At 63.5% G+C, this 26,039-nt stretch carries 24 protein-coding genes; 8 read left to right on the forward strand and 16 right to left on the reverse strand.

Going from position 1 to position 26,039, the window contains the following annotated elements:
- Nucleotides 1-10: 10 nt before the first annotated feature.
- Nucleotides 11-883, reverse strand: a complete 873-nt coding sequence (locus P3T18_RS30010; protein WP_429303585.1) for a cation diffusion facilitator family transporter — start codon at nt 881-883, stop codon at nt 11-13.
- Between the two features lie 303 nt (nt 884-1,186).
- On the opposite strand from P3T18_RS30010, the gene P3T18_RS30015 reads away from it, so the two are divergent.
- On the forward strand, nt 1,187-2,053 hold the full coding sequence (locus P3T18_RS30015; protein ID WP_429303586.1) for an NmrA family NAD(P)-binding protein: 867 nt from the start codon (nt 1,187-1,189) through the stop codon (nt 2,051-2,053).
- 54 nt (nt 2,054-2,107) lie between these two features.
- Here the strand turns inward: P3T18_RS30015 and P3T18_RS30020 are convergent, their stop codons facing one another.
- Nucleotides 2,108-4,009, reverse strand: coding sequence for a prolyl oligopeptidase family serine peptidase (locus tag P3T18_RS30020; protein ID WP_429303587.1), 1,902 nt, complete (start codon nt 4,007-4,009; stop codon nt 2,108-2,110).
- Nucleotides 4,010-4,135: 126 nt separating this feature from the next.
- Here P3T18_RS30020 and gcvA point away from each other — a divergent pair, with 126 nt between their 5' ends.
- Both gcvA and P3T18_RS30030 read left to right on the forward strand, forming a co-directional pair.
- Entirely contained in the window at nt 4,136-5,044 is a 909-nt protein-coding gene (gene gcvA, locus P3T18_RS30025; protein ID WP_429303588.1) for a transcriptional regulator GcvA, read from the forward strand.
- Nucleotides 5,045-5,100: 56 nt separating this feature from the next.
- Nucleotides 5,101-5,829 (forward strand): hypothetical protein, encoded by a 729-nt coding sequence (locus P3T18_RS30030; RefSeq protein WP_429303589.1) that lies wholly within the window; start codon nt 5,101-5,103, stop codon nt 5,827-5,829.
- Between the two features lie 28 nt (nt 5,830-5,857).
- Here P3T18_RS30030 and P3T18_RS30035 read toward each other — a convergent pair whose 3' ends face one another.
- Entirely contained in the window at nt 5,858-6,271 is a 414-nt protein-coding gene (locus P3T18_RS30035) for a hypothetical protein (RefSeq protein ID WP_429303590.1), read from the reverse strand.
- 148 nt (nt 6,272-6,419) lie between these two features.
- Here P3T18_RS30035 and P3T18_RS30040 point away from each other — a divergent pair, with 148 nt between their 5' ends.
- A complete protein-coding gene (locus P3T18_RS30040; RefSeq protein ID WP_429303591.1) occupies nt 6,420-6,890 on the forward strand; it encodes a hypothetical protein in 471 nt (156 codons plus the stop codon).
- Between the two features lie 33 nt (nt 6,891-6,923).
- Here P3T18_RS30040 and P3T18_RS30045 read toward each other — a convergent pair whose 3' ends face one another.
- The gene (locus P3T18_RS30045) at nt 6,924-7,958 is read right to left on the reverse strand and encodes an AraC family transcriptional regulator (RefSeq protein WP_429303592.1); all 1,035 of its coding nucleotides are present in this window, start codon (nt 7,956-7,958) and stop codon (nt 6,924-6,926) included.
- A gap of 136 nt (nt 7,959-8,094) precedes the next feature.
- Here P3T18_RS30045 and P3T18_RS30050 point away from each other — a divergent pair, with 136 nt between their 5' ends.
- The 4 genes from P3T18_RS30050 (at nt 8,095) to P3T18_RS30065 (ending at nt 12,089) form a co-directional block, all read left to right on the forward strand.
- Nucleotides 8,095-9,027, forward strand: coding sequence for a 3-keto-5-aminohexanoate cleavage protein (locus P3T18_RS30050; protein ID WP_429303593.1), 933 nt, complete (start codon nt 8,095-8,097; stop codon nt 9,025-9,027).
- Between the two features lie 81 nt (nt 9,028-9,108).
- Nucleotides 9,109-10,452, forward strand: coding sequence for an MFS transporter (locus P3T18_RS30055; protein WP_429303594.1), 1,344 nt, complete (start codon nt 9,109-9,111; stop codon nt 10,450-10,452).
- An 88-nt stretch (nt 10,453-10,540) separates the two neighbouring features.
- Complete coding sequence (fabG, locus tag P3T18_RS30060) at nt 10,541-11,281, forward strand: 3-oxoacyl-[acyl-carrier-protein] reductase (RefSeq protein WP_429303595.1); 741 nt, start codon at nt 10,541-10,543, stop codon at nt 11,279-11,281.
- A 16-nt stretch (nt 11,282-11,297) separates the two neighbouring features.
- Nucleotides 11,298-12,089, forward strand: a complete 792-nt coding sequence (locus tag P3T18_RS30065; RefSeq protein WP_429303596.1) for an SDR family oxidoreductase — start codon at nt 11,298-11,300, stop codon at nt 12,087-12,089.
- Nucleotides 12,090-12,122: 33 nt separating this feature from the next.
- On the opposite strand, the gene P3T18_RS30070 is transcribed toward P3T18_RS30065, so the two are convergent.
- From P3T18_RS30070 to P3T18_RS30125, 12 genes are all read right to left on the reverse strand, one after another.
- The gene (locus tag P3T18_RS30070) at nt 12,123-13,619 is read right to left on the reverse strand and encodes a DHA2 family efflux MFS transporter permease subunit (protein ID WP_429303597.1); all 1,497 of its coding nucleotides are present in this window, start codon (nt 13,617-13,619) and stop codon (nt 12,123-12,125) included.
- A 95-nt stretch (nt 13,620-13,714) separates the two neighbouring features.
- Nucleotides 13,715-14,392, reverse strand: coding sequence for a glutathione S-transferase family protein (locus P3T18_RS30075; protein WP_429303598.1), 678 nt, complete (start codon nt 14,390-14,392; stop codon nt 13,715-13,717).
- Between the two features lie 128 nt (nt 14,393-14,520).
- The gene (locus tag P3T18_RS30080) at nt 14,521-15,744 is read right to left on the reverse strand and encodes a dienelactone hydrolase family protein (protein ID WP_429303599.1); all 1,224 of its coding nucleotides are present in this window, start codon (nt 15,742-15,744) and stop codon (nt 14,521-14,523) included.
- A 26-nt stretch (nt 15,745-15,770) separates the two neighbouring features.
- Nucleotides 15,771-17,411: an AMP-binding protein gene (locus tag P3T18_RS30085; protein ID WP_429303600.1), complete on the reverse strand. Its 1,641-nt coding sequence runs from the start codon at nt 17,409-17,411 to the stop codon at nt 15,771-15,773.
- An 80-nt stretch (nt 17,412-17,491) separates the two neighbouring features.
- Complete coding sequence (locus tag P3T18_RS30090) at nt 17,492-17,887, reverse strand: RidA family protein (protein ID WP_429303601.1); 396 nt, start codon at nt 17,885-17,887, stop codon at nt 17,492-17,494.
- Complete coding sequence (locus tag P3T18_RS30095; RefSeq protein ID WP_429303602.1) at nt 17,884-18,354, reverse strand: acyl-CoA thioesterase; 471 nt, start codon at nt 18,352-18,354, stop codon at nt 17,884-17,886. Before P3T18_RS30095 ends, P3T18_RS30090 begins: the two co-directional genes overlap by 4 nt.
- Complete coding sequence (locus P3T18_RS30100) at nt 18,351-19,568, reverse strand: acyl-CoA dehydrogenase family protein (protein WP_429303603.1); 1,218 nt, start codon at nt 19,566-19,568, stop codon at nt 18,351-18,353. Before P3T18_RS30100 ends, P3T18_RS30095 begins: the two co-directional genes overlap by 4 nt.
- Complete coding sequence (locus P3T18_RS30105) at nt 19,569-20,420, reverse strand: enoyl-CoA hydratase family protein (protein ID WP_429303604.1); 852 nt, start codon at nt 20,418-20,420, stop codon at nt 19,569-19,571.
- Between the two features lie 40 nt (nt 20,421-20,460).
- Nucleotides 20,461-21,024: a MarR family winged helix-turn-helix transcriptional regulator gene (locus tag P3T18_RS30110; protein ID WP_429303605.1), complete on the reverse strand. Its 564-nt coding sequence runs from the start codon at nt 21,022-21,024 to the stop codon at nt 20,461-20,463.
- Entirely contained in the window at nt 21,021-21,794 is a 774-nt protein-coding gene (locus tag P3T18_RS30115; protein WP_429303606.1) for an SDR family NAD(P)-dependent oxidoreductase, read from the reverse strand. The genes P3T18_RS30110 and P3T18_RS30115 overlap by 4 nt, the downstream gene beginning before the upstream one ends.
- Nucleotides 21,791-24,163, reverse strand: coding sequence for a bifunctional salicylyl-CoA 5-hydroxylase/oxidoreductase (locus P3T18_RS30120; RefSeq protein ID WP_429303607.1), 2,373 nt, complete (start codon nt 24,161-24,163; stop codon nt 21,791-21,793). The genes P3T18_RS30115 and P3T18_RS30120 overlap by 4 nt, the downstream gene beginning before the upstream one ends.
- Before the next feature lie 145 nt (nt 24,164-24,308).
- Complete coding sequence (locus P3T18_RS30125; protein ID WP_429303608.1) at nt 24,309-25,958, reverse strand: AMP-binding protein; 1,650 nt, start codon at nt 25,956-25,958, stop codon at nt 24,309-24,311.
- Nucleotides 25,959-26,039 lie beyond the last annotated feature (81 nt).

The following is a 26,039-nucleotide window of genomic DNA, read 5'->3' on the forward strand; positions in this document are numbered from 1 at the left end:
GCGCTCGCGGTCAGTCGACGAGGTCGTCGAGGCGCTCGTCGTCGATGCCCGCCGGTTCCAGATGCGCCGTGACGTCGGCCGACTGGAACAGCCGGCGCACGGCTTTCTCCGCGTTGTCGCCGATCTCGTGACCCTTCTCGACGCTCAGCGAGCCGTCTACTTCCACGTGAAATTCCACGAAAATGCGGTCACCGCCGTTGCGCGTGCGAATGTCGTGAACGGACTGCACACCTTCGCAGCCGCGCACGGCCGCTTCGATCCGTTCGCGGTCCGCCTGATCCAGTTCACGGTCGAGTAGCTGGATCAACGCGTGCGCGGCCATGCCTCGCGCGTTCCATAACATGTAGAGCGAAATGGCCAGTGCGCCGATTGCGTCGGCGCGCGTCCAGCCGAGAAAGCGCTCGAGCAGCAGCGCCACCAGCACGGCGAGATTGACGGCCACATCCGTCACGTAATGCGCGCGGTCGGCGGCGATGGCCGTCGAACCGGTGCGCGTCACCACGAAGGTTTGCATGCCGACCAGGCCGGCCGCGATGATCGTGCTGCCCACGATGACGGCGATGCCGAAGCCCGTTTGATTCAGCGTTTGCGGGACGACGAGGCGCTGGATCGACTCGACGCCGAGACCGAGCGCCGCGCCCGCCAGCAGAAGCGCCTGAACGAAAGCTGCGACGGCTTCGGCTTTGCCGTGTCCGTAGCGATGGCCACTGTCGACGGGGCGTGCCGCGTAACGCACGCCCGCGAACGTCACCGTGGACGCCACCACGTCGACCAGACCGTCGGCGGCGGCCGTGAGCAGCGAAATCGAGCCCGTTGTCAGCCACGCCCAGACCTTGACGACCACCAGCCCCAGCGCCACCACGAGCGCCACGATAGACGCCATGCGTCGGAGCGCGCCATCGGACATGCTTTCGGGCATCGTCTCGACCTCTCAATCGATGCATTGAAGGAACGACCGGCGGAATGTCCACCGGCTTTTATCGTACATGAAGGCAACGGCGAAGTCGTGAACGAACACGTCGGACGCATGCCGCCGCGACGCGGCTGCATTCGTGGTCATGACGCAATGTCATTTCATCCATGCCATTCATGTCATTCAGTTTTGCTTTGTATTTGTCCACAATGCCTCTCGACGACACATTCACGGCATCGGCACCGATGCCGGTTCATGCAAGGAGAAGCGGACATGTATGCAATCACAGGAATAACGGGCAAGGTGGGCGGCGCGGTTGCGCGTACGTTGCTGGCGGCGGGGCAGCCGGTTCGCGCTGTCGTGCGCGATGCGGCCAAAGCCCGGATGTGGGAAGAACGCGGCTGTGAAATCGTCACGGCCAATATGGACGACGCGGCCGCCTTGCACGCCGCATTCGCCGACGCGCAAGGTGTGTTCATTCTGCCGCCGCCCGAGTTCGATCCTGCGCCCGGTTTTGCCGAGGCGCGCGAGGTGATCGACGCGGTCAGCGCGGCACTTCGCTCGGCGCGGCCGGCGAAGGTCGTGTGCCTGTCGACCATCGGCGCTCAGGCCACCGAACTCAATCTGCTGACGCAGCGCACGTTGATGGAACAGGCGCTCGCCGATCTGCCCGTGCCGACCGCGTTTCTGCGTCCCGGCTGGTTCATGGAAAACGCCGCATGGGATGTTGCGCCCGCCCGCGACACGGGTGTCATCGCCAGCTTCCTGCAACCGCTCGACAAGGCCGTGCCGATGGTCGCGACCGCGGACGTCGGCCGGATCGCGGCGCAACTGCTGATGCAGAACTGGAACGGTCTGCGTGTCGTGGAGCTGGAAGGACCGCGCCGCGTGACGCCAATCGATATCGCGCAGACGCTTTCGCGGATTCTCGGTCGTGAAGTTGCCGCGCAGGCGGTGCCGCGCGATACGTGGGAAACCCTGTTTCGCTCGCAAGGCATGAAGCATCCGATGCCGCGTATGCGCATGCTCGACGGCTTCAACGAAGGCTGGATCGATTTCGAGTCGGCGGGGAGCGATGTTCTGAAGGGCGACGTGGAACTGGAAACGGTGTTGCGCGAACTCGTTTCGCAGGCCGGCTGAAAAACGGCGGCGCGGTTTTATCCGCGCCGCCGTTCGAGGCGGGTCGAAGCTGGCTCAGCTTGCCGTGCGTCCGCCCAGATGCTGCGCGAGGAAAGACTCCATGGCTTCGTAAAACTCGTACTGGTTTTCCTCGTTGTGGAAGCCGTGGCCCTCGTTTTCCTTGAGCATGTATTTCACCTCGACGCCGCGCTCGCGCAACGCGTTGACGATCTGGTCGCTTTCCGCCTGTTTGACGCGCGGATCGTTGGCGCCTTGCGCGACGAATAGCGGCGTGACGATGCGGTCGACGAAGAAAAGCGGCGAGGCGTCGTGCAACGCCTGCTTGCCCTCGTCGGTTTGCGGATTGCCGATCATCTCGTACATCATGTCGATCATCGGCTGCCAGTACGGCGGCAAGGATTCGAGCAGGGTGAACAGGTTCGAGACGCCCACGTAGTCCACCGCCGCGGCGTAACGAGTCGGCGTGAACGCGACGCCGGCCAGCACCGCGTAGCCGCCATAACTCGCGCCGTAGATGCCGACGCGCGCCGGGTCGACGAGGCCCTGGCCGACGAGCCACTCGATACCGTCGTCGATGTCGTTCTGCATCGACTTGCCCCATTGCCCGAAGCTTGCTTCCCAGAAAGCGCGCCCGTAGCCCGTCGAGCCGCGGAAGTTCAGTTGCAGCACCGCGTAGCCGCGATTGGCCAGCAATTGCGCTTCGGAGTTGAATCCCCACGTATCGCGCGCCCACGGACCGCCGTGCGGATTGACGATGAGCGGCAGCGGCTTCTGCAACGGCTGGGCGGGGTCGATGCCGGCGGGCAGGGTCAGATAGCCGTTGATCTGCAAGCCGTCGCGCGCGGCGAAATGGATCGGCTGCATCGGTGCCATGTCGGCGGCGTCGAGCCAGGGCATCAGCTCGGCGAGCCTGGATAGCCGCCGGCTCGCGACATCGTAGGTCCACGTCGAGCCGGGCGAGAGATCGCTTGCCACACGCACGATGGCGCGCGATTCGTCGCGCGTGATGCTCGTGACCGAAACTTCCTGACCGGGAAACTGGCGCTCCAGATCGTCGAAGATCGCGCGTGCCCAGTCGTCGAAGAAATGCCGGTGCACGCGGTCGTCCATGTACCACGCAGCCGTCAGCACGTGACGGTGCGTCGAATACGACATGCCGCCCACGTCCACGTGCTCCGTTTCGAACAGCAGTTTGCCTTCCTGCGCGGTCTGCGGATCGAACTCGAAAATCGCGGTCTTGTCGCGGCCGCGATTGGACATGACGTACAGGCGCTGGTCGTCGAACGTGAAAAACAGCGGCGAGACGGATTCGCGAAAGTTGGTGGTGAGGATCGGGCGGAACGGATCGCTTTCGACGTCGCGATAAAGCAGGGTGGTGTTGACGCCGTCGGAGGCCATGGCCACGCGCAGGCGTCCCGCGTGATCGGTCATCCAGCCCATCACGTTGCCGGGATTTTCGGCGATCGGCGTGAAGTCACCCGTGACCACGTCGACGCGGAATAAGTCGAATACCTGCGGGTCGCGGCGGTTCATCTGGAGCAGGATGTGACGGTCGTCGTCGCGCAGGTCGTCGACGATGCTCGCCCGCACGCCGTCGAACGGCGTCAGATCGAACGGCTCGCCACCGTCGATCGGCACCGACAGCACGTGAAAGTTTTCGTCGCCGCCAAAATCCTTGACGAACAGAATGCGGTCGTTGCCTTTCCATGCATGGCCCGGCACGTCGCGCTCGGTTTCGCTGGTCAACGGCCGTGCTTCACCGAGCGGCGAGCCGTCGGCGCCGAGTGCCTGCACGAAAATGTTCTGGCGGCCCGCGTGCCGGGTCAGGAACGACAGATGCCGGCCATCCGGTGAAATGGTGAACTGGCTTTTTTCGGGTCTGCGGAAAAAGTCGCGCACCGAATACGTTTTGACGGTACGGCCAGCCGTTTCGTTTTTGCCATCCAGGTTGCTCATGCAGTCCTCCTCGAAAACCCCATTTGACCATGATCGGCGCTTTTCTCGCTCGAACCCCGCCGTCGACCTTGTCGGCATGCGGCAAACCGGCTAGATTGCGGATTCGCGTTAGACGAACTCTTCCGAATGAAACGGATATTGCCTCCGCTCAATGCGTTACGCGTTTTCGAAGCCGCGGGACGCCTCGGCAGCTTCAAGGAAGCCGCGGCGGAATTGCACGTCACGCATGGCGCGGTGAGCCAGCAAGTGCGTCTGCTCGAAGAATGGCTGGAGGCTCCGCTGTTCGAGCGGCATAACCGGCGTGTGGTGCTGACGTCAGCGGCGCGCGTCTATCTCGCCGAAATCACGCCGCTGTTCGAGCAACTCGCGCACGCTACCGCGCACTATGGTTTGCCGGAAACGGTTGCGCGAACCTTGTCCGTGAATGCGCCGGCTACGTTCACCTTGCGCTGGCTCGTGCCGCGCCTCGCGACATTTCGCGCCGAGCATCCCGGCATCGAAGTGAATGTCGAGACGTCCAACGAGTCCGTGGAAAGTTTGCGGGAAAGCTACGACCTCGTGATACGCGGCGGCCCGGACACGTTCTACGGCTATTCGATGCGGCCGTTCCTTTCCGAAGAAAGACTTCCGGTGTGCAGCCCGGCGCTGTTGCAACGCCTGCCGCTGCAACAGCCCGACGACTTGCGGCAGCATACGTTGCTGCACACGTCGAGTTTGCCGAGGCTGTGGCCCGACTGGCTCACGGCGGCAAACGTCGCTCGGATCAAACCCGCCGCCGCGCTGACCTTCGACCACTTTTACCTGACCCTGCAGGCTGCCATCGACGGAATCGGCATCGCGATGGGACCGACGGCGCTGGTGTCGAGCGACCTTGCGGCGGGGCGGCTCGTCGCGCCATTCGAGGGGCCGCGTCTGCGTTCGCGAAGCTATTGCACCTACACGCCCGATGCGAAGTCGGGCGACGAACGCGTCATGCTGCTGCGCCAATGGCTGGAGCGCGAGGGCGGCTTGTCGCAAGAACAGCATGGGCGCTGACGACGCGCACGCCGCGCACTCTGACCGGAGATTGCACTGATGGTTTCGAAACGGACATGAATATCCGCGCGTTTCCTGACAACTCGCTTCGATCGAGCTGGCTGACGGGCGGCACGCTGCTGTTCGTCGGTGCATTGATCGCGTCGCAGTCGGGTTTCGACGTGGTATTCAATGCGGTGACGGGCGGCTCGGCCTGGCTTCGTGTCGTGTTGTTTATCGCGCTGACTTACGTGGGAATTTTTTGCGCGCAGCGCACCGGTCTTCGTCTCGCGGCGCATGGTCTCGATCATCCCATGGCGGTTGCGTTCGGCATCGGGCTGTTCGTCGCGCTCTATATCGCGGCTGTCGATCTGGTTCTGTTCCGCAGCCTGCTGCCGGCGAGTTACGTGACGTATTTCGCGGAACAGCCGCTGCATCGGCGGCTCTTTTACTTCATTCTGCGCGCGTTCAACGAGAACATCCTGTATCGGCTATTTTTCATGTCGACGATGCTCTGGTGTCTCGGGCTCGTCTGGCGCAACGCGCGAGGCCGCATTCCGGATGCGGCTGTGTGGCTGACTATCGTTCTGGCGCAGGCCGTGCCGATGCTGCTGAACGAAGCGCCTTTCTATCCGCCGCACCTCACGCCGGTTTTTCTGTTCTACGTGGTAGTGCGTTTCATTCTCGCGGGCATTCTGTGGGGCGTGCTCTACTGGCGATACGGCTTCCTGACCGCGGAAGTCGCGCACGTCAGCACGCATCTCTTCCTGCAGCCGATCATGGGTTACGTGCTGAGCCCGGCATAACGCCGGGTCGCGCGGCCTGTTTCGCGCATTATTCCGCGCATTTCACGTCCTGCTTTCGCACGTCGATGATGACGGGATAGTCGCCGTGTTCGAGTTCCACGCGCGCCACCACGGCCACGGTGTTGGCGTCGACTTCGTCGTACACGCTGACCTTGTCGTTGCGCAGGCTCGTCAGGCCGACGCAGGCCGACGCGCGGCCCTCGTCGGAGATCTTGCACTGGATCGGGTTGTCCGCGAAGTAGCGGTAACGGTCGCGCTCGGACGTGGCCATATATTCGCGGAAGCTCTGTTCCGAACCGCCAATGCCGGTGACATAACCAATCGCGCAATCGAGCTTCGGCGAATCGCTCGTGCCGGCGCTTTGAGCCCACGCGGGGCTGCTCGCGGTCAGCGCGGCGGCCAGGGTTGCGACGGCGAATGTCGATGCAGGCAGGTATTTCATGGCGCGCTTTACGTGTATGGATCGAAGTGCTGAATTGTAAAGCCATCTCCGAACCTGAGCGTCGGCGCGGGCTGCCGGGCGAATCTGTGAGCGCGAAGAACGCGCGGCTATAATCGCCTTCGAACCAGTTCGAGGGGAAGTGTTGCTCGTGAAAAAGATCGCTGCTGTTGCGCTTGTCGCGCTCGTTACATGTGCCGCAGGTTTGGCGGGTTGCTCGTCGACTGAAAAGGAACAGGCGCAAGCCCAGCAATTCCTCCACAACGAAAGCGGCCTCGCTGCCGCACAACGCAATGCCGCGATCGATTGCGGACCGTCGAATTGCGACGCTGCGTGGGCGCTGACGAAGCGTTATATCGAGCAGCATTCGGACACCGCCGTAACACGCGCCGACGCGGTTGCGATCGACACCGACGTGCCGTCGGGATCGGGCAAGGTCGCGTTTTCCGCCACGCGCGACGCCAGGGGCGCCGGCGCCACGCTCACGCTTTTCGCGCAATGCCGCGGCATGTACGGCGCGGACGGCGCGAAGGGCTCGGACTACGACGAGTGCGCCGAGAAAATCCTCAAGACGCAGAACGGATACGTGCCGTTTCTACGCACCCATGCTTCGCAGCAATAACGCCTGAACGCGTTCCGCGCATCGCGGGACGTCTCAACCCGGCTGACGTCGCAGTTCGCCGGGCCCCATGCCGGTCCAGCGCTTCAGTGCACGCCGGAAGTTCGCGGGGTCGCTGAAGCCGAGCAGCATGGCGATGTCGTCGGTGCTCATCTTGGTGGTCTTCAGATACTCAGTCGCGAGCGAGCAGCGCACGTCGTCGACGATGGCGACGAACGAGGTGCCTTCGTCCTCCAGACGCCGCCGCAAGGTCCGGCTGGTCATCTTCAGCGCTTCGGCCACGACCTCCATGCCCGGAAACTCGCCGGGCTTGCGCATCAACACCTGGTACACCTCACCCGACACGCCCACCGACGTCTTCGCCTGACCGATCAGCCGGTCGCAGGTTTCCTGCAACAACGTGGCCGTCAGCCGGTGCGCCAGTTGCGGCTTCTGTTCGAGAATGCCGCTGTCGTAATGAAGCTCGCACTGCGGCTCGTCGAAGTAACACGGACAACCGAGATACTCGGCGTAAATGTCGGCGTGCGCCGGCGCCGGATAGGCGAAGCAGGCCTTGACGGGCGGACAGGTTCGACCGGCCACGTCCTGAAGATGCGTGACGTGCTGCGTGAACTGCTGTTCGAGCAGGAATTCGCGCAACTCGCGTGACGGCGCGGAAATGAACGCGTCGGGAAAGGTCCAGACGCCTTTGTCCGGATACTCGGTCCATTCGATGGTGAGCGTGGGCGTGGCGAGCGGGTGATACTTCACGCCGAGCCGGAAGTAATCGCGCAGCGACAGGCAGGACATCAGCGCATAGCCGTACATGCCGTAAGCGGAGAGATGTAGACGCGAGCCGACGATAAACGGCGTCGCGGGACTGCAGCCCAGCAGAATGGCGTTACGGCACACGATGCCGTACTGGCGCACGGAAGTGAGCGCCGACGCGTCGTAAATCCGCTCCACGTCCACGCCGCTGCCTTTCAGGCTGTCTTCGGGCGCAATGCCCTGCTCGCTGAGCACTTCGACCAGCGCGGCGATCTTGTACGGCGCGTGGATGCGCTCGTTCTGCAATGGCAATCTCGACGACACCGCTTCACCTCAGAATGTCCCGTGACAACATGGCGTTGTCCGAAAATGACCTTACGTGCGAAATCGTATCTCACTAGTATCGAGTTCACAACAGGCGGGTCCGTGGACGGAGCCGCCGCAGACTCGGGAGACACGCTTGCTCAATCGTAAAGTCATTATTTCGTGCGCGATTACCGGCGCGACGCATACGCCGTCGATGTCGGAATATCTGCCGCTCACCCCGGCGCAAATCGCGGCGCAGTCGATCGAAGCCGCCGAAGCGGGCGCGGCGATCCTGCATCTGCACGCGCGCAATCCTTCGAACGGTCAGCCGACGCCGTCGCCCGAGGTGTTTCGCCAGTTCGTCCCCGCGATCGTCGAAGCCACCGACGCCGTCATCAACATCACGACCGGCGGCAGCACCCGCATGACGCTGGCCGACCGTCTCGCGTATCCGCGCCTCGCCAAACCCGAGATGTGTTCGCTGAACATGGGCTCGATGAATTTCTCGATTCATCCGATTGCCGCGAAGATTTCGTCGTGGCGCTACGACTGGGAGAAGGACTATATCGAAGGCATGGAAGACACGATCTTCCGCAATACCTTCAAGGACATCCGCAACATCCTGCTCGAACTGGGCGAACACGGCACGCGCTTCGAGTTCGAATGCTACGACGTCGGCCACCTCTACAATCTCGCGCATTTCGTCGATCAAGGTCTGATCAAGCCGCCGTTCTTCATCCAGTCGGTGTTCGGCATTCTCGGCGGACTCGGCGCGGAACCGGAGAATATGGCGGTCATGCGCAGCACGGCGGATCGTCTTTTCGGCCGCGAGAACTATCAGTTTTCGATTCTCGGCGCGGGCCGTCATCAGATGGCGTTCGTCACCATGGGCGCGATCATGGGCGGCAACGTGCGGGTCGGTCTGGAAGACAGCGTCTACCTCTCGAAAGGAGTGAAAGCCGAAACGAACGCGCAGCAGGTGCGCAAGATCCGGCACATTCTCGAAGAGCTTTCGTTCGAGATCGCCACGCCGGCCGAAGCGCGGCAAATGCTCGGATTGAAGGGCGCGGACAAGGTCGATTTCTAGCCGCCTTTTTCGCCCACTTCGCAAACGGTAGCGAATGCCGAATCACAAAAACAAGAACGAGCCATTTCTGGTGGAGACATCATGACGACCCAAACAACCGGCGCAGACAGCACGGCGCTACACCGCATCGCGACGCATAAGGCGATGTTGCGGCTGATCCCGCTCATGTGCGCGATCTATTTCATGTCGTACCTCGACCGCACCAACGTGTCGCTCGCCAAGGCGCGGCTCGCCGCCGACCTCGGCATCAGCGCCGCGGCGTACGGACTCGGCGCAGGCATCTTCTTTCTCGGCTACGCGCTGCTCGAAGTGCCGAGCAATCTTGCCGCGCATCGTGTCGGGCCGCGTCGCTGGATCGCGCGAATCGCGGTGACGTGGGGCGCGCTCTCGGCCGCGATGATGTTCGTGCAGGGCGAGTGGTCGTTCTACACGATTCGCGTCCTGCTCGGCATCGCCGAAGCGGGTCTATTCCCCGCGCTGATGTACATGGTGACGCTGTGGTTCGCGCCGCAGGATCGCTCGGTCGCGGTAGGCTGGATTTACACCGCGCCCGCGCTGGCACTCGTGATCGGCAATCCGCTTGGCGGCGCCTTCATGCAGATGGACGGCCTCGGCGGTTTGCACGGCTGGCAATGGCTGTTTCTGCTCGAAGGTCTGCCGACCATCGTGGTGGGCATCGTCCTGTGGTTCAAGCTGCCGGAAAGGCCGTCGGACGCGCGCTGGCTGTCGAAAGACGAAGCGCGTGTGCTGGAAGCGCGCGCCGTGCCGGACGCGGCGCACGCCGGCTTCTTTTCCAACGACTGGGTGGCGGCTTTGAAGCGCCCGGCCACCGTGCTGACCGGCCTGATCTACTTCCTGAATCAGGTCGCGTTCGTCGGCCTCGTGTTCTTCACGCCGGCCATGATCCAGCAGATGCACGTCAAGTCGCCGCTGATGGTCGGTGTGTTGTCGAGCAGCGTCGGTATCGGCTTCCTGCTCGGCGTGCTGGTGCTGCCGCGCATTCATCGTCGCGTGACGAACGACTGCGTCTATCTCGGCATTCTGACGGCGGGGCTGATCGTCAGTGCGGTGCTGTTCATCTCGTCGGCGTGGCTGCCTGCGCAGCTCGCGCTCTTCGTGGCCACGGCATTCTTTGCGGGCGGCGTGCTGCCGCTCTATTGGGCGATTTCGATGAAACGCCTGCACGGCATTCAGGCCGCCGCCGGACTCGCATTCATCAATACGATCGGCCTGATCGGCGGATTCGTCGGACCGTATCTGTTCGGACTGGCGGAGAGTGCGTCGGGCAGGAGCGCGTCGGGTTTCTCGGTGGTGGTGGGCGCGTCGGTGCTGGGGCTCGTCCTCGTCCCGCTGCTCGCCAAAGCGATTCAAGCCGAGGGACGGACGGCCAGTTTGAACGAGCCGCTATTGAATATCGAATCATGAGCCTGAGAGGGTTGCCGCGTCGCTTCGCTCGGAGCGGCGCGCGTTAGCCTTACTATGGGCGGGTTTCCTCATAGAACGAGTACAAGCAATGAGACTGAATCAGAAAATAAGCATCGTGACGGGCGCGGGGCAAGGCATCGGTGCCGCAACGGCACTCAAGTTTGCGCGTGAAGGTGCGATCGTCGTGGTGTGCGATGTGAATCACGAGGCAGTGACCAGCGTGGTGGCTGCGTGCCGCGAAGCAGGCGCTCAGGCGCAGGGATTCACGCTCGACGTGACCGACCGTGCAGCGGTAGACAGCATGGTTGCCGACGTGCTGGAGCGTTACCGGAAGATCGACGTACTCGTGAACAACGCGGGTATCACGCGCGACGCGCGTCTGCAGAAAATGACGCTCGCACAATTCGACGATGTGATCGACGTGAATCTGCGCGGCGTGTTCCACGTATCGCAAGCGGTGGTCGACAGAATGGTCGAGCAAGGTTCGGGTGTGATTCTGAACGCGAGTTCGGTGGTCGGCATTTACGGCAATTACGGGCAAACCAATTACTCGGCGGCGAAGTTCGGCGTGATCGGTTTTACCAAGACCTGGAGCCGCGAACTGGGGCCGAAGGGAATCCGCGTGAATGCGGTCGCGCCCGGCTTCATCGACACGCCGATTCTCTCGACCGTGCCGCAGGACGTGCTGGCGAAAATGCGCGAGCAGGTGCCATTGCGCCGCCTCGGTCAGCCCGAGGAAGTCGCGAACGTCTACGCGTTTCTCGCGAGCGACGAAGCAAGCTATATCAACGGCGCCGTGATCGAGGTATCCGGCGGCATGACGCTGTAATTTTCAAAGGAATGGTATGAAGACCGTCGATCTCCTCAAGCCCGCACCGGGGCTGCGCGTTCTGATCTCGGGCGCGGCAGCCGGCATCGGCGCCGCGATCGCGCAGGCGTTTCTCGACGTCGACGCGGCAGTCTATATTTGCGACGTCGATCCGGCGGCAGTCGATAAAGCGACCACCGCCGACCCGCGGCTCCATGCCGGCGTGGCCGATGTGTCGGATCGCGATCAGGTGGACCGCATCATCAAAGACGCGCGCGCGAAACTCGGTGGCCTCGATATTCTCATCAACAACGCGGGGATTGCGGGCCCGACCGGCGCGGTCGAAGATATCGACGCCGATCAGTGGGAGCGCACCGTGTCCACCAATCTGAACAGCCAGTTCTATTTTCTGAGGAAGGCCGTGCCGCTTCTGAAGGAGACGTCGAGCAATCCGTGCATCGTGGCGATGGCGTCGGTGGCGGGACGGTTGGGCTATCCGTTTCGCACGCCTTATGCCGCGACCAAATGGGCGATCGTGGGGCTGGTGAAGTCGCTGGCAATCGAACTCGGACCGAGCAACGTACGTGTGAATGCCATTCTGCCCGGCGTGGTGGAAGGCGAGCGCATGGACCGCGTGATCTCCGCGCGGGCCGAAGCGCTCGGCATCGGCTTCGAGCAGATGAAGGGCGAATATCTGGAAAAGATTTCGCTGCGGCGCATGGTGACGGTTCAGGACGTGGCCGCCATGACGCTTTTTCTCGCGTCGCCGGCGGGCCGCAATATCTCGGGTCAGGCGATCAGTATCGACGGCAACGTCGAGTATCTCTGATTACCGCACGCGCTCTATAGCCGCGTCGTCTGGTCAGTAGTTCTCCGTGGCGGCCTTGTTGCCCGCGCCGTGCGGATCGGCGGATGCCGGTTGACCGTGCGAGTCGCCGGAAGCTGCGGCCGCGCCGGGTTGCCCCGGCCGCAACAGCACGCCGCCGAGAATGCCTGCCGCCGCCGCGAAAATCGCGCCGAACAGAAACGCGACGTGATAGCCGCTATTGAGCGCGGCCACCGCATTGCCGAGTGCCTGCATCGCCTCGCTGCGGGCGGCCGCGAGACTCGCCAGCACGGCGAGGCCGAGTGCGCCGCCCATCATGAACGACGTATTGACGATGCCCGATGCCAGGCCCGAATCGCTCGGAGCGACATCGCTCATCGCGGCCAGCAGCATCGGATTGAAGGCGATGCCCGCGCCGATGCCGAGCAGCACCATGCCGGGCAACACGTCGGGCACGAAGCTGCCGTCCACGGGCGCGCGGGCGAACCACGCCAGCCCGCACGCGGCGACCAGCAAACCGGTGGCAAGCGGCGCGCGCAGACCGAAGCGCATCACCACGCGCGCCGACAGCCCGAGCGAAAAGAAGCCCATTATGAGGTTGGCCGGCAGGAACGCCAGCCCGACCTGCAGCGGACGGTAGCCGAGCACGCGCTGCAGATAGAGCGCGGAAATGAAGAACCACGCGAACATGGCCGCCGCCCACAAAACCCCGACCACGTTGGCCACGGCCACATTGCGCAGACGGAACAGCCCGAGCGGCATCAGCGGATGCTGCACGCGCGCTTCGATGACGAGGAACGCGCCGAGCAGGGCCAGCGCGACGAACAGCAGGCCGAGCGTTTGCGCGGAAGTCCAGCCGGCCTCGTTGCCGTTCACGATCGCGTAGACGGCGAGCATCAGCGAGGCGGTGATCGTGATGGCGCCGGCCACGTCGAGTTTCTCGCCATGAGCGGTGCCGCGTGCCGCGGGCAGCAACGCGACACAGAGTGCGTACACCGCAATGCCGATAGGCAGGTTGACGAGAAAGATCCAGTGCCAGCTCAGCAGGTTGGTGAGCACGCCGCCGAGCAAGACGCCGATACTGCCGCCGCCCGCGCACACGAAACCGTACACGCCCATCGCTTTCGCGCGTTCGCCCGGCTCGGTGAACAGATTCATGATGAGCGACAGGGAGACGGCCGAGACGATCGCGCCGGCCACGCCCTGCACGGCACGCGCGCACACCAGCAACACCTGCGAGTTCGAGATGCCGCACGCGAGCGACGCCAGCGTGAACAGCGTGATGCCGGTGAGGAACAGCTTGCGATGGCCGTACAGATCGCCGAGCCGCCCGCCCAGCAGCAGGCAGCCACCGAACGTGAGCATGTACGCGTTGACCACCCACACCAGCGAGGTCTCGGTGAAGCCGAGATCGGCCGCGATCGACGGCAATGCGACGTTCACGATGGTCGTGTCGAGCACGATCATGAGTACGCCGAGACAGAGCACGATCAGGGCCAGCCAGCGCGTCTTGCCGTGGATGGAGTGGGTCATACGGGCGGCTCCTTGACGGGGGTTTTTCAGTCTAGCACCCGCGACTTTTGGCCCACAACTACGAAATCCAGGTTCGAGCGCGATTGCGCGAACGCTCAGTCGCCGCCGACCATTTCGTACTTGCCGCCGCGTTCGAGTGCACGTTGATACGCCGGCCGCGCGTGAATGCGTTTGAGGAAGTCCGCGATGGCGGGCGTCTGGTTTTGCATGCCGCCGCGCGCGCTGGCGGCTTCGAGCGGGAAGCTCATCTGCACGTCGGCGGCGGTGAAGTCGGTGCCGACGAACCAGCCCGTCGTGCTCAACTCCTTGTTGATGTAGCCGAGGTGCAGCTTCAGTTGCGGGTCGATGAAACTCGATTGCAGCGTGGCAGCGATCTTGCGCGCAATCGGCTTGGCGAAGAACGGCATGGGCGCGCTGGCAATGCGCGACGCCACCAGCTTGAGCAGCAAAGGCGGCATTGCCGAGCCTTCCGCGTAGTGCAGCCAGTAGGTGTAGCGCAGGCGGTCGGGCGTGCCGATGGCGGGCGCGAAACGGCCCTCGCCATAGGTGTCGATCAGATACTCGATGATCGCACCCGACTCGGCGATGGTCTGGCCGTTGTCGGTGATGACGGGCGATTTGCCGAGCGGATGAACCGCGCGCAGTTCGGGCGGCGCGAGCATGGTTTTCGGGTCGCGCTGGTAGCGTTTGATGTCGTACGGCACACCCAGTTCTTCCAGCAGCCACAGGACGCGCTGCGAACGGGAGTTGTTCAGGTGATGGACAGTCAGCATGGCGTGGTCGAGGTGGACTATGGAACGTCACATCATAAGGATGTTGTGCAGAGGCGGGGCTCTAGTCGTCGCCACTGCTTCGCTGCGACTTCAGTTTCGCCATGCCCGCGCCTCGTGCGGACTCCGGCCTACACCTTCGACTTCGCGCCCATCAGCGTGTTGGAAGGCAGCGTTTCGTCCAGCAGCTTGCGCGCGCTTTCGATGCCCGCTACCGGCAAGCCTTCGGGATTCAGCAAGCCGACCTGCACCAGCACCGAGGCCTGGTCCCAGTAGATATGCTCGTTGTAGAGCTTGTCGCCGCGGAAGCACACCACGGCCAGCATCGGCACTTCGAAATATTTACCGGTGGGCGCGACGCCAGGCAGCAGCCAGTCGATCTCGCACGAGTGCGTGCAGCTGAACACGAATTCGTCGACCACGCGGTCCGAGCCGATCGTGCGTGAAATCGGAATCAGCTTCGTATCCGGCGGATTCGAGTTGACGAAGTGATGCGTATAGAAGCGCTTGAGATTGTCGTGACCGACACCGCCGGTCATTGTCGGCACGTGGTTGACGTAGGGCTGCGCGACCATGGTGGGCATCACGGCTTCCACGTCGCGGGTGGCGAACTCGTGGTAGCAATGCGCTTCCCACAGCGCGTTCAGATCGTAGACGGGACCGAGCACTTTGCGCAGCAACGCGAGCGTGCGCGAGTAAGCCATCATGGCCGCCGGTTTGTCGTATTGCGGACGCGCCGGCGCGGCGAACGCATGATCGCAGCCGGGGTACACGTATTGCTCGATCTGCGGACGCAAGCGTAGTGCGGCGCTGATTTTTTCGCGTGTGGCGGGCGGGCAGTGCGCGTCGTTTTCCGGGAAGTGAAACACCATCGGGCAGCGCACCAACTTCACTTCGTCGAGATAGGCTTCGAGTCCGACGCCGTAGTAGCTGACCGCGCAGTCCACGTCGGTACGCACCGCGCTCAGGAAGGCGAGCTTGCCGCCCAGGCAATAACCCACCGCGCCGACTTTGCCCGCCTGCTCCGGCATGGCACGCAAGGTGGCGATCGTGGCGGCAATGTCGCCAATGGCGAGATCGACGTCGAAGCGGCCGAGATAATCGAGTGCCTGCTTCATGTCGGCTTCGCCGTAACCGAGATCGATGCCGGGCTGGATGCGCCAGAACAGATCCGGCACCAGCACCACGTAGCCTTCTTCCGCGAAGCGCTCGGCGGTGGCTTTCATCGTTTCGTTGATGCCGAAGATTTCCTGCAACAGCACGAGGCCGGGACCCGAGCCTTGCGCGGGACGCGCCACGTAAGCGTTGAAACGGCCGCCGTCCTGGGCGACGACTTCGATGAAAGATGCGGACATACGGTGTGTCTCCTGCTGGAAGAGGGCTACTTCATCGTACGCAACTCGAAGCGTTTGAGCTTGCCGGTTTCGGTACGCGGCAGGGCGTCGACGAAGGTCACCACGCGGGGATATTTATACGGCGCCACGCTATTTTTCACGAAATCCTGCAGTTGCGCGACCAGTTTGTCGTCCGGCCCAAAGCCTGGGTTGAGCACCACGAAGGCCCGCACGATCTGTCCGCGCGTTTCGTCGGGCACGCCGACCACGCCGCATTCGGACACCGCGTCGTGTTGCATCAGCACGCTTTCCACCTCCGGGCCGGAGATGTTGTAGCCGGCGGAGACGATCATGTCGTCGGCGCGCGCCTGGTAGAACACGTAGCCGTCTTCGTCGAGATAAACCGAGTCGCCCGGCAGATTCCAGCCGTCGCGAACGAACTTCGTCTGGCGCTCGTCGGCGAGATAACGGCAGCCGGTCGGTCCGCGCACGGCGAGCTTGCCGATCGTGCCGGGCGGCACCGGTTGCATGTCGTCGTCTACCGCCTGCACGACATAGCCCGGCACGGCGCGTCCGATGGCATGCGGGCGAATCTGCTCGCCCTGCGCCGAAATGAAAATATGGATCAGTTCGGTGCCGCCGATCCCGTCGATCATCCGGATACCGGTGGCGTCCTGCCAGAGACGGCGCGTCGAGTCCGGCAGCGCTTCGCCCGCGGACACGGTCTTCTTCAGGCTGGATACGTCGTGGCGCGCCGCCAGCGGCGCCATCTGCCGGTAGAACGTGGGCGCGGTGAACATGATGGTGGCGTGAAAGCGTTCGACCGTTTGCAGCAGGGTCTCGGGCGTCAGCCGCTCGATCAGCACGGTCGAGGCGCCGGCGCGCAAGGGAAAGCAGAGCATGCCGCCGAGTCCGAACGTGAAGGCGAGCGGCGGCGTGCCGCAAAAAATGTCGTCCGGCGACGGCTTGAGCACGTGGCGGGGAAACAGGTCGCACATCGCCAGCACGTCGCGATGAAAATGCATGCAGCCTTTGGGCGCGCCCGTCGTGCCGCTCGTAAAGGCGATCAGGCAGACGTCGTCGGAAGCGGTGTCGCAGGCGTCGAAGCGATCGGGTTTGTTGACCGCGAGCGTGTCGAGGGAATCCGGGGCGTCGTCGTGGAACAGCAGCGTTTGCGTGAGGCCCGCGCAATAGAACTCGTCGGCCGGATCGGTGCAGCGTGCGAGTTCGTCAGTCAGACGCGCGTCGCACAAGGCCGCGCCGATCCGCGCCTTGTCGACGATCTGCTTGAGTTCCTTGGCGCGCAACAGCGGCATGGTGGGCACGACCACGAGCCCGACTTTCAACGCGGCGAGCGTGGTCACAGCCATGTGCAGCGAGTTCGGTCCGCGCAGCAACACGCGATTGCCGGGCTGCAGACCCATTTCGTCCACCAGCACGTGCGCGCTGCGATTCACCAGCGCGAGCAGTTCGCGGTAGCTCGTGGCGTGCGCCTTGCCGTCCACCTCCGACCACACCGCGGGCCGCTCGCCGTGACCCGCTTCGATACTGCGGTCGAGCAGTTCAGTGGCGCAATTGAAGCGCGCCGGATAGGCCACGTCGGGGTTGTCGAGCAGAAAGACAGGCCATTGATCTTGCGGCGGAAGATTGTCGCGCGCAAAGGTGTCGACGTGTGCTGACGGTTCCATCGTGGTCTCCCGGGCGTTGAGCCGGCTGAAGCGCTACGGTTGGCGTGTTGGGTCGGTTTCGGTTGCTTGCGGTTACCTGCTTATTGCGGAATGACGGCGGTGGCTTCGATCTCCACCTTGGCTTCGTCTTCGATCAGCGCGACCACCTGGACCGCGGTCATGGCGATGTCGTAGTCGCCGACCAATGCGCGGAACGCGGCGCCGATGTCTTTGAGCGAGGCGAGATATTCGCGCTTGTCGGTGACGTACCACGTGAGGCGCACCAGATCGCGCGGCTCGCCGCCGGCTTCGCGCAGCACGGCCAGGACGTTGCGCAGCGCCTGCGCGGCCTGACCGGCGAAGTCGGTGGTCTGGAAGCGCGCTTCCTCGTCCCAGCCGATCTGACCGGCAATGAACACCTGCGTGCCGCTCGCCGCGACACCGTTCGCGTAACCGCGCGGCTTGACCCAACCGGCGGGAAGGAGAGCTTTTTTCATGAGCGTTGGGCCTCGGTAGCGTCGATGGTGTCGCTGGTATGACTGGACGCGGGTTGGGGATCGAACTGGGCGAGCGCGCTCGCGATGTCCGCTGGAATCTCGATGGACTGGCCGCTTTCAAGCGAAGTGGTGACCAGCACCTGTTTCGCGCTGAAGCGCGTTTCCTCGTTGCAGCGCCCGACGATATCGAGGCCGATCGAACGACGGCCGATTTTCGCGACTGTGAGCGACAGGATAATCGTCTCGCCCATTGCGCTCGGCCGCGAGAATTCGCAATCGAGCTTGACGATCGGCAAGCCGATGCGGCGCCGGGCAATCATGTGCGCGTAGTCGATCCGCAGAGCTTCGTTGAACCAGTCTTCGACCAGCGCGTTGGTCATCACCAGATACTGCGGAAAGAACACGATGCCCGCGGGATCGCAATGCGAAAACCGGATGCGCACGGGCCGCTCGAACGTGGCGCTCATGACGTGCCGCCTTGCGCCGTTGCAGCAGACGCGGCGGCATGCGCTTTCAACAGATCGCGCCCGACGATCAACTGCTGCACTTCGGTCGCGCCTTCGTAAATACGCAGCGCGCGAATCTCGCGATACAGCATCTCCACGGCCGTGCCGCTTTGCACGCCCATGCCGCCGTAAAGCTGCACGGCGGCGTCGATCACCTGCTGCGCGCCTTCGCTGGCATGCCACTTCGCCATCGCGGCTTCACGCGTGACGTTCTCGCCCTGATCGCGCAGCCAGGCGGCGCGATAGACCAGCAAGGCGCTGCTGTCGATAGTCAGCGCCATCTGCGCGAGCTTCGCCTGCGTCAACTGAAAATCGCCGAGCGTCTGGCCGAACATCTTGCGCGAGGCGGCGCGGTCGAGACCTTCCGCCATGGCATGACGCGCAAAACCGAGCGACGCCGCCGCGACCGAGGTGCGGAAAATATCCAGCGTGCGCATGGCGAGCTTGAAACCTTCGCCGGCGACGCCGAGCATCTGGCTGCGCGGCACGCGCGCGCCGGCAAAGCGCAAACGCGCAAGCGGATGCGGCGCAATCACGTCGATACGCTCGGCGATGTCCAGGCCCGGCGTCTCGGCGTCTACGATAAACGCGCTGATGCCGCGCGCGCCCGGCGCTTCGCCGGTGCGGGCGAACACTACGTAGAAGTCGGCGATGCCGCCGTTGGAAATCCAGGTCTTCTCGCCGTCGAGTACATAGGCGTCGCCGTCTTCGCGCGCGCTGAGCGCCATGGCGGCCACGTCCGAACCCGCTTGCGGCTCCGACAAGGCAAACGCGGCAATGGCCGTGCCGTTCGCGACGCGCGGCAAATAGCGGCTCTTCTGCTCGTGGGTGCCGCCGAGCGAGATGGCGCCGGACCCCAGGCCTTGCATGGCGAGCGCGAAGTCGGCGAGGCCGTCGTGCTTCGCCAGCGTTTCGCGCAGCAGGCAGACGGCGCGCGTGTCGATGGTGTCGCCGTGACCGCCGTAGGCCACGCCGCCTACGCCGTATTTCAGCCAGCCGGCCGCGCCGAGTTCGCGCACGAGACGGCGGCACGCGGCGTCTGCGTCGTGATGATCGACATGGCCGAGATGCTCGCTCGCCCATGCCTCGATGCCGGCGGCCAGTTCGCGATGACGCGGCTCGAAGAACGGCCACGCCAGCGGGCTATGCAGGTCGATGTCGCGATGGGCGCTCATTCAGTTGCCCTCGAATGTTGGGCGCGATTTCGCGGCGAACGCCTGGTAGGCGCGTTCGAAATCGCGCGTGCTCATGCAGATTGCCTGCGCCTGCGCTTCGGATTCGATGGCTTCGTCGATACTCATGCTCCATTCCTGATGCAGCATTTTCTTCGTGATGCCGTGCGCGAACGTGGGACCGGCGACGAGATCGGCGGCGAGCTTATGTGCCTCGTCGAGCAGGGCCGAGGGTTCGCACAGACGGTTGTAGAAGCCCCACGCGTGGCCTTCGTCGCCGCTCGCCGAGCGTCCGGTGAAGAGCAGTTCGGCGGCGCGTCCCTGGCCGATGATGCGTGGCAGGATCGAGCACGCGCCCATGTCGCAACCGGCCAGACCGACGCGCGAGAACAGAAAGGCGAGCTTGCTGCGCGCGGTGCCCAGGCGCAGGTCGGAGGCCATCGCGAGAATCGCGCCCGCGCCGGCGCAGACGCCGTCGATAGCGGCAATCACCGGCTGCGGACAGTGGCGCATGGCCTTCACCAGGTCGCCCGTCATGCGGGTGAACAGCAGCAGCTCGGGCATCGGCAGATCGATCAGCGGCGCGATGATGTCGTGCACATCGCCGCCGGAACAGAAGTTTTCGCCCGCGCCGTGCAGCACGACGGCTTTCACGTCCGTGGCATAGGCGAGTTGACGGAACAGATCGCGCAGTTCCGCGTACGACTCGAAAGTCAGCGGATTCTTGCGTTCGGGGCGGTTCAGGGTGATGGTCCCGACCTTGCCGGCGACCGACCAGCCGAAGTGGCGCGCCTCGTAATCGGCGAGCGTGACCTGATTGCCGGCGAGCAGCGCGTCGGCGTTGGATCGTGTCATGAATGTCTCCCGTGCATGAGCGTTGCCCGATTGATGCGATTCAGTCTTTCAGACTGTCGAGCAGATGTTTCTTGAGTTTGCCGAGGCGCTGATGTGTGCGCGACTTTTCGTCGAGACTCAGGCCGCCGAACAGTTCGACCACCCATTGCTCGTGAGCCGCCGCCATCTTGTCGAACGCCTTGCGGCCTGCCGGCGTAAGGCACACGCTGATCGAGCGGCGGTCGTTCGGATCGTTGTCGCGCATCACCAGCCCTTCTTTTTCGAGCTGATCCGTAATGCCGGTGACGTTGCCGCCCGTCACCATCAAACGGCGCGACAATTCGGTCATCTTCAGTCCTTCGGGATGGCGTTCGAGTTGCGCCATCAGATCGAAACGCGGCAGCGTGGTGTCGAATTCGTTGCGCAGACGCTTTCGCAATTCGGCCTGCACGAGATTGGTGGTGGTCAGCATGCGCAGCCACAGGCGCAGGCCCATGTGGCTATCCGCGCCGGTGCTCATTTCGAGGTCCACGACGTTCTCCGCGGGTTGGGCGACGCCCTTGCGTGGCGACCGCGTGTCGGCGGCGGGCGCAGCGGGTTTCTTGATGTTCGATGACCGGGTCACATGACTTCTCCGCCGGAGATGGAAATAGCCTGTCCCGTGATGGCGTCCGAGCCGGACTGGCACAACCACAGGACAGAGTTCGCAACCTGTTCGGGACTCACGAAGCGCCGTTGCGGATTCGCGCGAAGCAGGGTGTCGCGCGCCTGCTGTTCGGTGCGCGACGTTTTACTGGTGATCTGTTCGAGCGACGCCTGCAGCAGTTCAGTCTCGGTGTAGCCGGGACACACGGCATTGACCGTGATGCCTCGGGTGGCCACCTCCAGTGCGAGCGAACGCGTGAGGCCGATCACGCCGTGTTTCGCGGCGCAATATGCCGCGACGTACGCGTACCCGATCTGTCCGGCCGTGCTCGCCACGTTGACGATGCGCCCGTAGCCGCGCTCGAGCATGCCGGGCAGCACGGCGCGCGTGCCGAGAAAGACGCCGGTGAGATTCACGTCGAGCATGCGTTGCCAGAGGGCGATGTCGGTGTGCGTGAAGGGCGCAGCCTGCGCCTGCCCCGCATTGTTGACGAGGATATCGACGGCGCCCGCTTCGGCGAACGCCCGTTGCACCGATGCCTCGTTGGTGACGTCCACGCTGATGCACGCCACTTCGCCGAGTGCGAGGCACTTTTCGCGTTGCGCTGCGAGACGTTGCGGATCGCGGCCCATCAGGGTGACGCGGGCGCCGGCCCGCAACAACGCTTCGGCGACTGCCGCACCGATGCCGCTGCCGCCGCCCGTGACCACGGCGTGCTGAGTGTCGAGTGTGTTGACGGAAGTGTTCACGTCGTTCCTTCGGCGCGTTGCGCGCGTTCTTGCGGCGAAAGACCGGCATTGGCCGCGGCCTGCGCGCGTTCGCGTTCGAGATTGCGTTCGAGTTGCGACTTGGCCGCGATATAGGGCTTGGGCCACGCCACATCGAAATAGCCGATTTTCGCGGCTTCGTTCAGCGTCCACGAAGGATTGGCGAGATGCGGACGGGCGATCGCGCACAGGTCGGCGCGACCGGCCGCGATGATGCTGTTGACGTGGTCCGCTTCGGAAATCGCGCCCACGGCGATCGTGGCGATGCCCGCTTCGTTGCGCACGCGGTCGGCGAACGGTGTCTGGAACATGCGGCCATACACCGGCTTTTCTTCCTTGCTGACCTGTCCCGACGAAACGTCGATCATGTCGGCGCCGGCGGCCTTGAATGCGCGCGCGATCTCCACGGCGTCGTCGGGCGTGGTGCCGCCTTCGACCCAGTCGTTAGCGGAAATACGCACGGACATCGGCTTGTCTTGCGGCCAGACGGCGCGCATCGCACGAAACACCTGTAGCGGGTAACGCAGGCGATTTTCCAGCGAGCCGCCGTATTCGTCGGTGCGATGATTCGTGAGCGGCGACAGAAAGCTCGACAGAAAATAGCCGTGTGCGCAGTGCAATTCGAGCCAGTCGAAACCGGCTTGCGCGGACATCTGCGTGGCGCGCACGAATTGCGCTTCGATTTCGCGTAGATCGTCGGCGGTGGCTTCGCGCGAATGCTGGCTCACGCCGTGTAAATATTGTTGCGGCGACGCGGAAACGAGCGGCCAGTTGCCTTCGGCGAGCGGTTGGTCGATGCCTTCCCACGCAACCCGCGTCGAGCCCTTGGCGCCGGAATGTCCGAGCTGGATACCGATTTTCGCGTCCGATTGAGCATGTACCAGATCGACGATGCGCTGCCACGCTGCGAGATGTTCCGGTGCATACATGCCGGGACAGCCGGGCGTGATACGCGCTTGCGGCGACACACAGGTCATCTCGGTCATGACGAGCGCGGCGCCGCCCATCGCGCGCGCGCCGAGATGCATCAGATGGTAGTCGCCGGCAACGCCGTTTTCCGCGCTGTATTGCGCCATCGGCGAAACCACCACGCGATTTTTCAGCGTGACGCCGCGCAACGTAAATGGCGTGAACATCGGCGGAACAGAGTGCTTTTCGGCCTGGCGTTGAATTCCCGCGCGTTGCGCGAGCCAGTCTTCAAAGCCGGAAAGATAGGTCGAATCGCGCTCGCGCAGATTCTCGTGCGAAATACGCTGCGAACGCGTGAGCAGCGAATACGCGAACTGTTCCGGCTCGAACGACGTGTAGCGGTCCACGTGTTCGAACCACTCGGTTGAATTGCGCGCCGCGTTCTGGATGCGCAGAACGTCGATGCTGCGCACGTCGGTGTAGTGTTGTAACGCGGCGGGCAGATCGCGAGGATGCGCCGCCATGCTGTTCGCGAGTTCGATGGAATCTTCGAGCGCGAGTTTGGTGCCCGAGCCGATCGAAAAGTGTGCCGTGTGCGCGGCGTCGCCCATCAGCACGATCGGCGTTTGCGAGCCGTCGGCATGGCGGCGCCAATGTACCCATTCTTCGTTGACGACGCGCGGAAAGCGGATCCATTGCGATGACCCACGCAAATGCGCCGCGTTGGAGAGCAACGGATTGCCGTCCAGATACTTCGCGAACAATTTTTCGCAGAAGGCGATGCTCTCTTCCTTGCTCATTTCGTCGAGACCGGCGGCGCGCCAGACACGCTCCGGTGTTTCGACGATGAAGGTGGACGTGTCGTCGTCGAAACGATACGCGTGCGCCTGAAACCAGCCGAACTCGGTTTCCTCGAACGCGAACGTGAAGGCATCGAAGCGCTTTTTCGTGCCGAGCCAGACGAAGCGGCAGTCGCGCATGTCGATGGCCGGCTTGTAGGTGTCCGCGTATTTTTGCCGGATCGCGCTGTTCGCGCCGTCGCAGGCAACGATGAGATCGGCTTCGTATTGCGTGTCGTCCGTGACCTGGGTTTCGAACACCAGTTTCACGCCGAGCGCTTCGCAGCGTTCCTGAAGAATGTTCAACAGGCGCTTGCGCCCAATACCGCAGAAGCCGTGTCCCGACGAACGGATCTTGCTGCCGCGGAAATTGATTTCGATGTCGTCCCAGTGATTGAACGCGTCGAGAATGGCGTTGGCGCTGGGGGCGTCGGCGGCGCGCAGATTGCCGAGCGTCTGATCGGAGAACACCACGCCCCAGCCGAACGTGTCGTAAGGCCGGTTGCGCTCGACCACCGTGACGTCGTATGCCGGATTCCGGCCCTTCATCAAGAGACCGAAATACAGCCCGGCCGGACCGCCGCCGATACAGACGATGCGCATGCTTGTTCCCCAATGTGAACTGCCGTTGGGGATAATTTAGGTTTAGATAGTTTAGATGTCAAGCAATTGTGCGCGATGCGTCGCGGCCGCGAACGGGCGGCGGGTCCTGACCGGCCCCCGCCGCGCGCTTAACCGTCAGACGAAATTACACCTTGGGCGTGTCGTGTGCATCGGGCTTGCGCAACTCGCGCCGAAGGATTTTGCCCACGGTCGATTTGGGCAGCGTTTCCACGAAGCGCACCAGCTTCGGCACTTTATAAGCCGCGATGAGCGAGCGGCAATGCGCGATGATCTCCTGCTCCGTCAAAGCGCTCTGCGCGCTCCTGACCACGAAAAGCTCGACGGCTTCACCCGTTCTTTCGTCTGGAATGCCGATGCAGGCGCACTCGGCGACGCCGGGGCAGGCGGTCGCCACTTCCTCGACCTCGTTCGGATAGACGTTGAAGCCGGAGACGATGATCATGTCTTTCTTGCGATCCACGATCTTGAGAAAGCCCTTTTCGTCGAATACGCCGATATCGCCCGTGCGGAAATAACCGTCGGCGGTGAATGCGTCGGCATTGGCCTCGGGCTTCTCCCAGTAGCCGCGCATCACTTGCGGTCCTTTGGCGCAGATCTCGCCCGATTCGCCGACGGCCACTTCGCGGCCGTTGTCGTCGAGCAGTTTGATATCCGTCGAAGGAACGGGCAGGCCGGTGGTGCCGTTGAATTCGTCGACGAAGTCCGGGTTGAAGGAGAGCACCGGCGAGGTTTCCGAGAGCCCGTAGCCTTCGCGGATGAAACCGCCGGTGATGGCTTTCCACCGCTCGGAAACGCTGCGCACCACGGCGGCACCGCCGCCGCCCGACATACGCAAACGCGACCAGTCGACCTCGGGCAGTTGCGGGTGCTGGATCATGCCTGCGTACAAAGTGTTGACGCCGATAAAGACCGTTGGACGCGACTGTTTGAGCACCGCCATGAAGGCGCCCATTTCGCGCGGATTGGGCACCAGCCAGTTCTCCGCGCCGATCGAGAAGTAGGTGATGAAGTTCACCATCAGCGCGAAGATGTGATACAGCGGAATGGCCGTGACGATGGTTTCTTCGCCGGGGCGCAGCGCGTCGGAGACGAAGGCTCTGAACTGCTCGGTGTTGGCCACCAGGTTGCCATGCGAAAGCGCGGCGCCTTTGGAGAGTCCCGTCGTGCCGCCGGTGTATTGAAGGAACAGAAGGTCGTCGCTCGTCAGGGCGACCGCGTGGCGCTGCAGCGTGCTGCCTTGAGCAAGCGCCTGGCGCAGGGAGACGGCATGCTCGAATCCGGTGACGGCCGTTTCTTCTCCCAATGCGTCGCCCGCAGTGGGGCGGCCGGCAACGAGTACTTGCCGGATAGCCGTGTTGCTCACCACGGCGGCGAGCGTCGGCAGCGCGTCGCCGTAGATCACGATGCACTGGCTGCCCGAATCCTTCAACTGATGTTCGAGTTCGCGCGACGTATAAAGCGGATTGACGTTGACCTGAATCGCACCGGCCCTGACGATCCCCAGAAACGCGATGGGGAACGCGGCGATGTTCGGCAGCATCACCGCCACCCGATCGCCTTTCTTCACGCCGGCATTTTGCAGATACGCGCAGAAATCGCGCGACAGCGCATCGATCTCGGCGTAACTGAGTGTCTGGCCCGCGCAAACGAAGGCCGTCTTGTCCGCGTAACGGATCATGGCGTCTTCCAGCATCGCGAGCACGGAAACGTGCGCGTGAGTGTCGATGTCGGCGGGCATGTCGCCATACGAATCAAGCCAGTGGCGGGAAGTCATCGGTTTTCCTGTAGGTGAAGTGGCGGCGAATCCAGCGACAGCCGCTATCCCGCATGGGCTTTTAGCGGCACCGTCTGCTGA

This window comes from Paraburkholderia sp. GAS199, assembly GCF_050436585.1.
Classification (GTDB): Bacteria; Pseudomonadota; Gammaproteobacteria; order Burkholderiales; family Burkholderiaceae; genus Paraburkholderia.

Excerpts from the sequence above, each read along its gene's own strand:
- P3T18_RS30010 (WP_429303585.1), bottom strand. The coding sequence starts at position 883 with ATGGCGTCTATCGTGGCGCTCGTGGTGGCGCTGGGGCTGGTGGTCGTC.
- P3T18_RS30015 (WP_429303586.1), top strand. The coding sequence starts at position 1,187 with ATGTATGCAATCACAGGAATAACGGGCAAGGTGGGCGGCGCGGTTGCG.
- P3T18_RS30020 (WP_429303587.1), bottom strand. The coding sequence starts at position 4,009 with ATGAGCAACCTGGATGGCAAAAACGAAACGGCTGGCCGTACCGTCAAA.
- gcvA (WP_429303588.1), top strand. The coding sequence starts at position 4,136 with ATGAAACGGATATTGCCTCCGCTCAATGCGTTACGCGTTTTCGAAGCC.
- P3T18_RS30030 (WP_429303589.1), top strand. The coding sequence starts at position 5,101 with ATGAATATCCGCGCGTTTCCTGACAACTCGCTTCGATCGAGCTGGCTG.
- P3T18_RS30035 (WP_429303590.1), bottom strand. The coding sequence starts at position 6,271 with ATGAAATACCTGCCTGCATCGACATTCGCCGTCGCAACCCTGGCCGCC.
- P3T18_RS30055 (WP_429303594.1), top strand. The coding sequence starts at position 9,109 with ATGACGACCCAAACAACCGGCGCAGACAGCACGGCGCTACACCGCATC.
- fabG (WP_429303595.1), top strand. The coding sequence starts at position 10,541 with ATGAGACTGAATCAGAAAATAAGCATCGTGACGGGCGCGGGGCAAGGC.
- P3T18_RS30065 (WP_429303596.1), top strand. The coding sequence starts at position 11,298 with ATGAAGACCGTCGATCTCCTCAAGCCCGCACCGGGGCTGCGCGTTCTG.
- P3T18_RS30070 (WP_429303597.1), bottom strand. The coding sequence starts at position 13,619 with ATGACCCACTCCATCCACGGCAAGACGCGCTGGCTGGCCCTGATCGTG.
- P3T18_RS30075 (WP_429303598.1), bottom strand. The coding sequence starts at position 14,392 with ATGCTGACTGTCCATCACCTGAACAACTCCCGTTCGCAGCGCGTCCTG.
- P3T18_RS30080 (WP_429303599.1), bottom strand. The coding sequence starts at position 15,744 with ATGTCCGCATCTTTCATCGAAGTCGTCGCCCAGGACGGCGGCCGTTTC.
- P3T18_RS30085 (WP_429303600.1), bottom strand. The coding sequence starts at position 17,411 with ATGGAACCGTCAGCACACGTCGACACCTTTGCGCGCGACAATCTTCCG.
- P3T18_RS30090 (WP_429303601.1), bottom strand. The coding sequence starts at position 17,887 with ATGAAAAAAGCTCTCCTTCCCGCCGGTTGGGTCAAGCCGCGCGGTTAC.
- P3T18_RS30095 (WP_429303602.1), bottom strand. The coding sequence starts at position 18,354 with ATGAGCGCCACGTTCGAGCGGCCCGTGCGCATCCGGTTTTCGCATTGC.
- P3T18_RS30100 (WP_429303603.1), bottom strand. The coding sequence starts at position 19,568 with ATGAGCGCCCATCGCGACATCGACCTGCATAGCCCGCTGGCGTGGCCG.
- P3T18_RS30105 (WP_429303604.1), bottom strand. The coding sequence starts at position 20,420 with ATGACACGATCCAACGCCGACGCGCTGCTCGCCGGCAATCAGGTCACG.
- P3T18_RS30120 (WP_429303607.1), bottom strand. The coding sequence starts at position 24,163 with ATGCGCATCGTCTGTATCGGCGGCGGTCCGGCCGGGCTGTATTTCGGT.
- P3T18_RS30125 (WP_429303608.1), bottom strand. The coding sequence starts at position 25,958 with ATGACTTCCCGCCACTGGCTTGATTCGTATGGCGACATGCCCGCCGAC.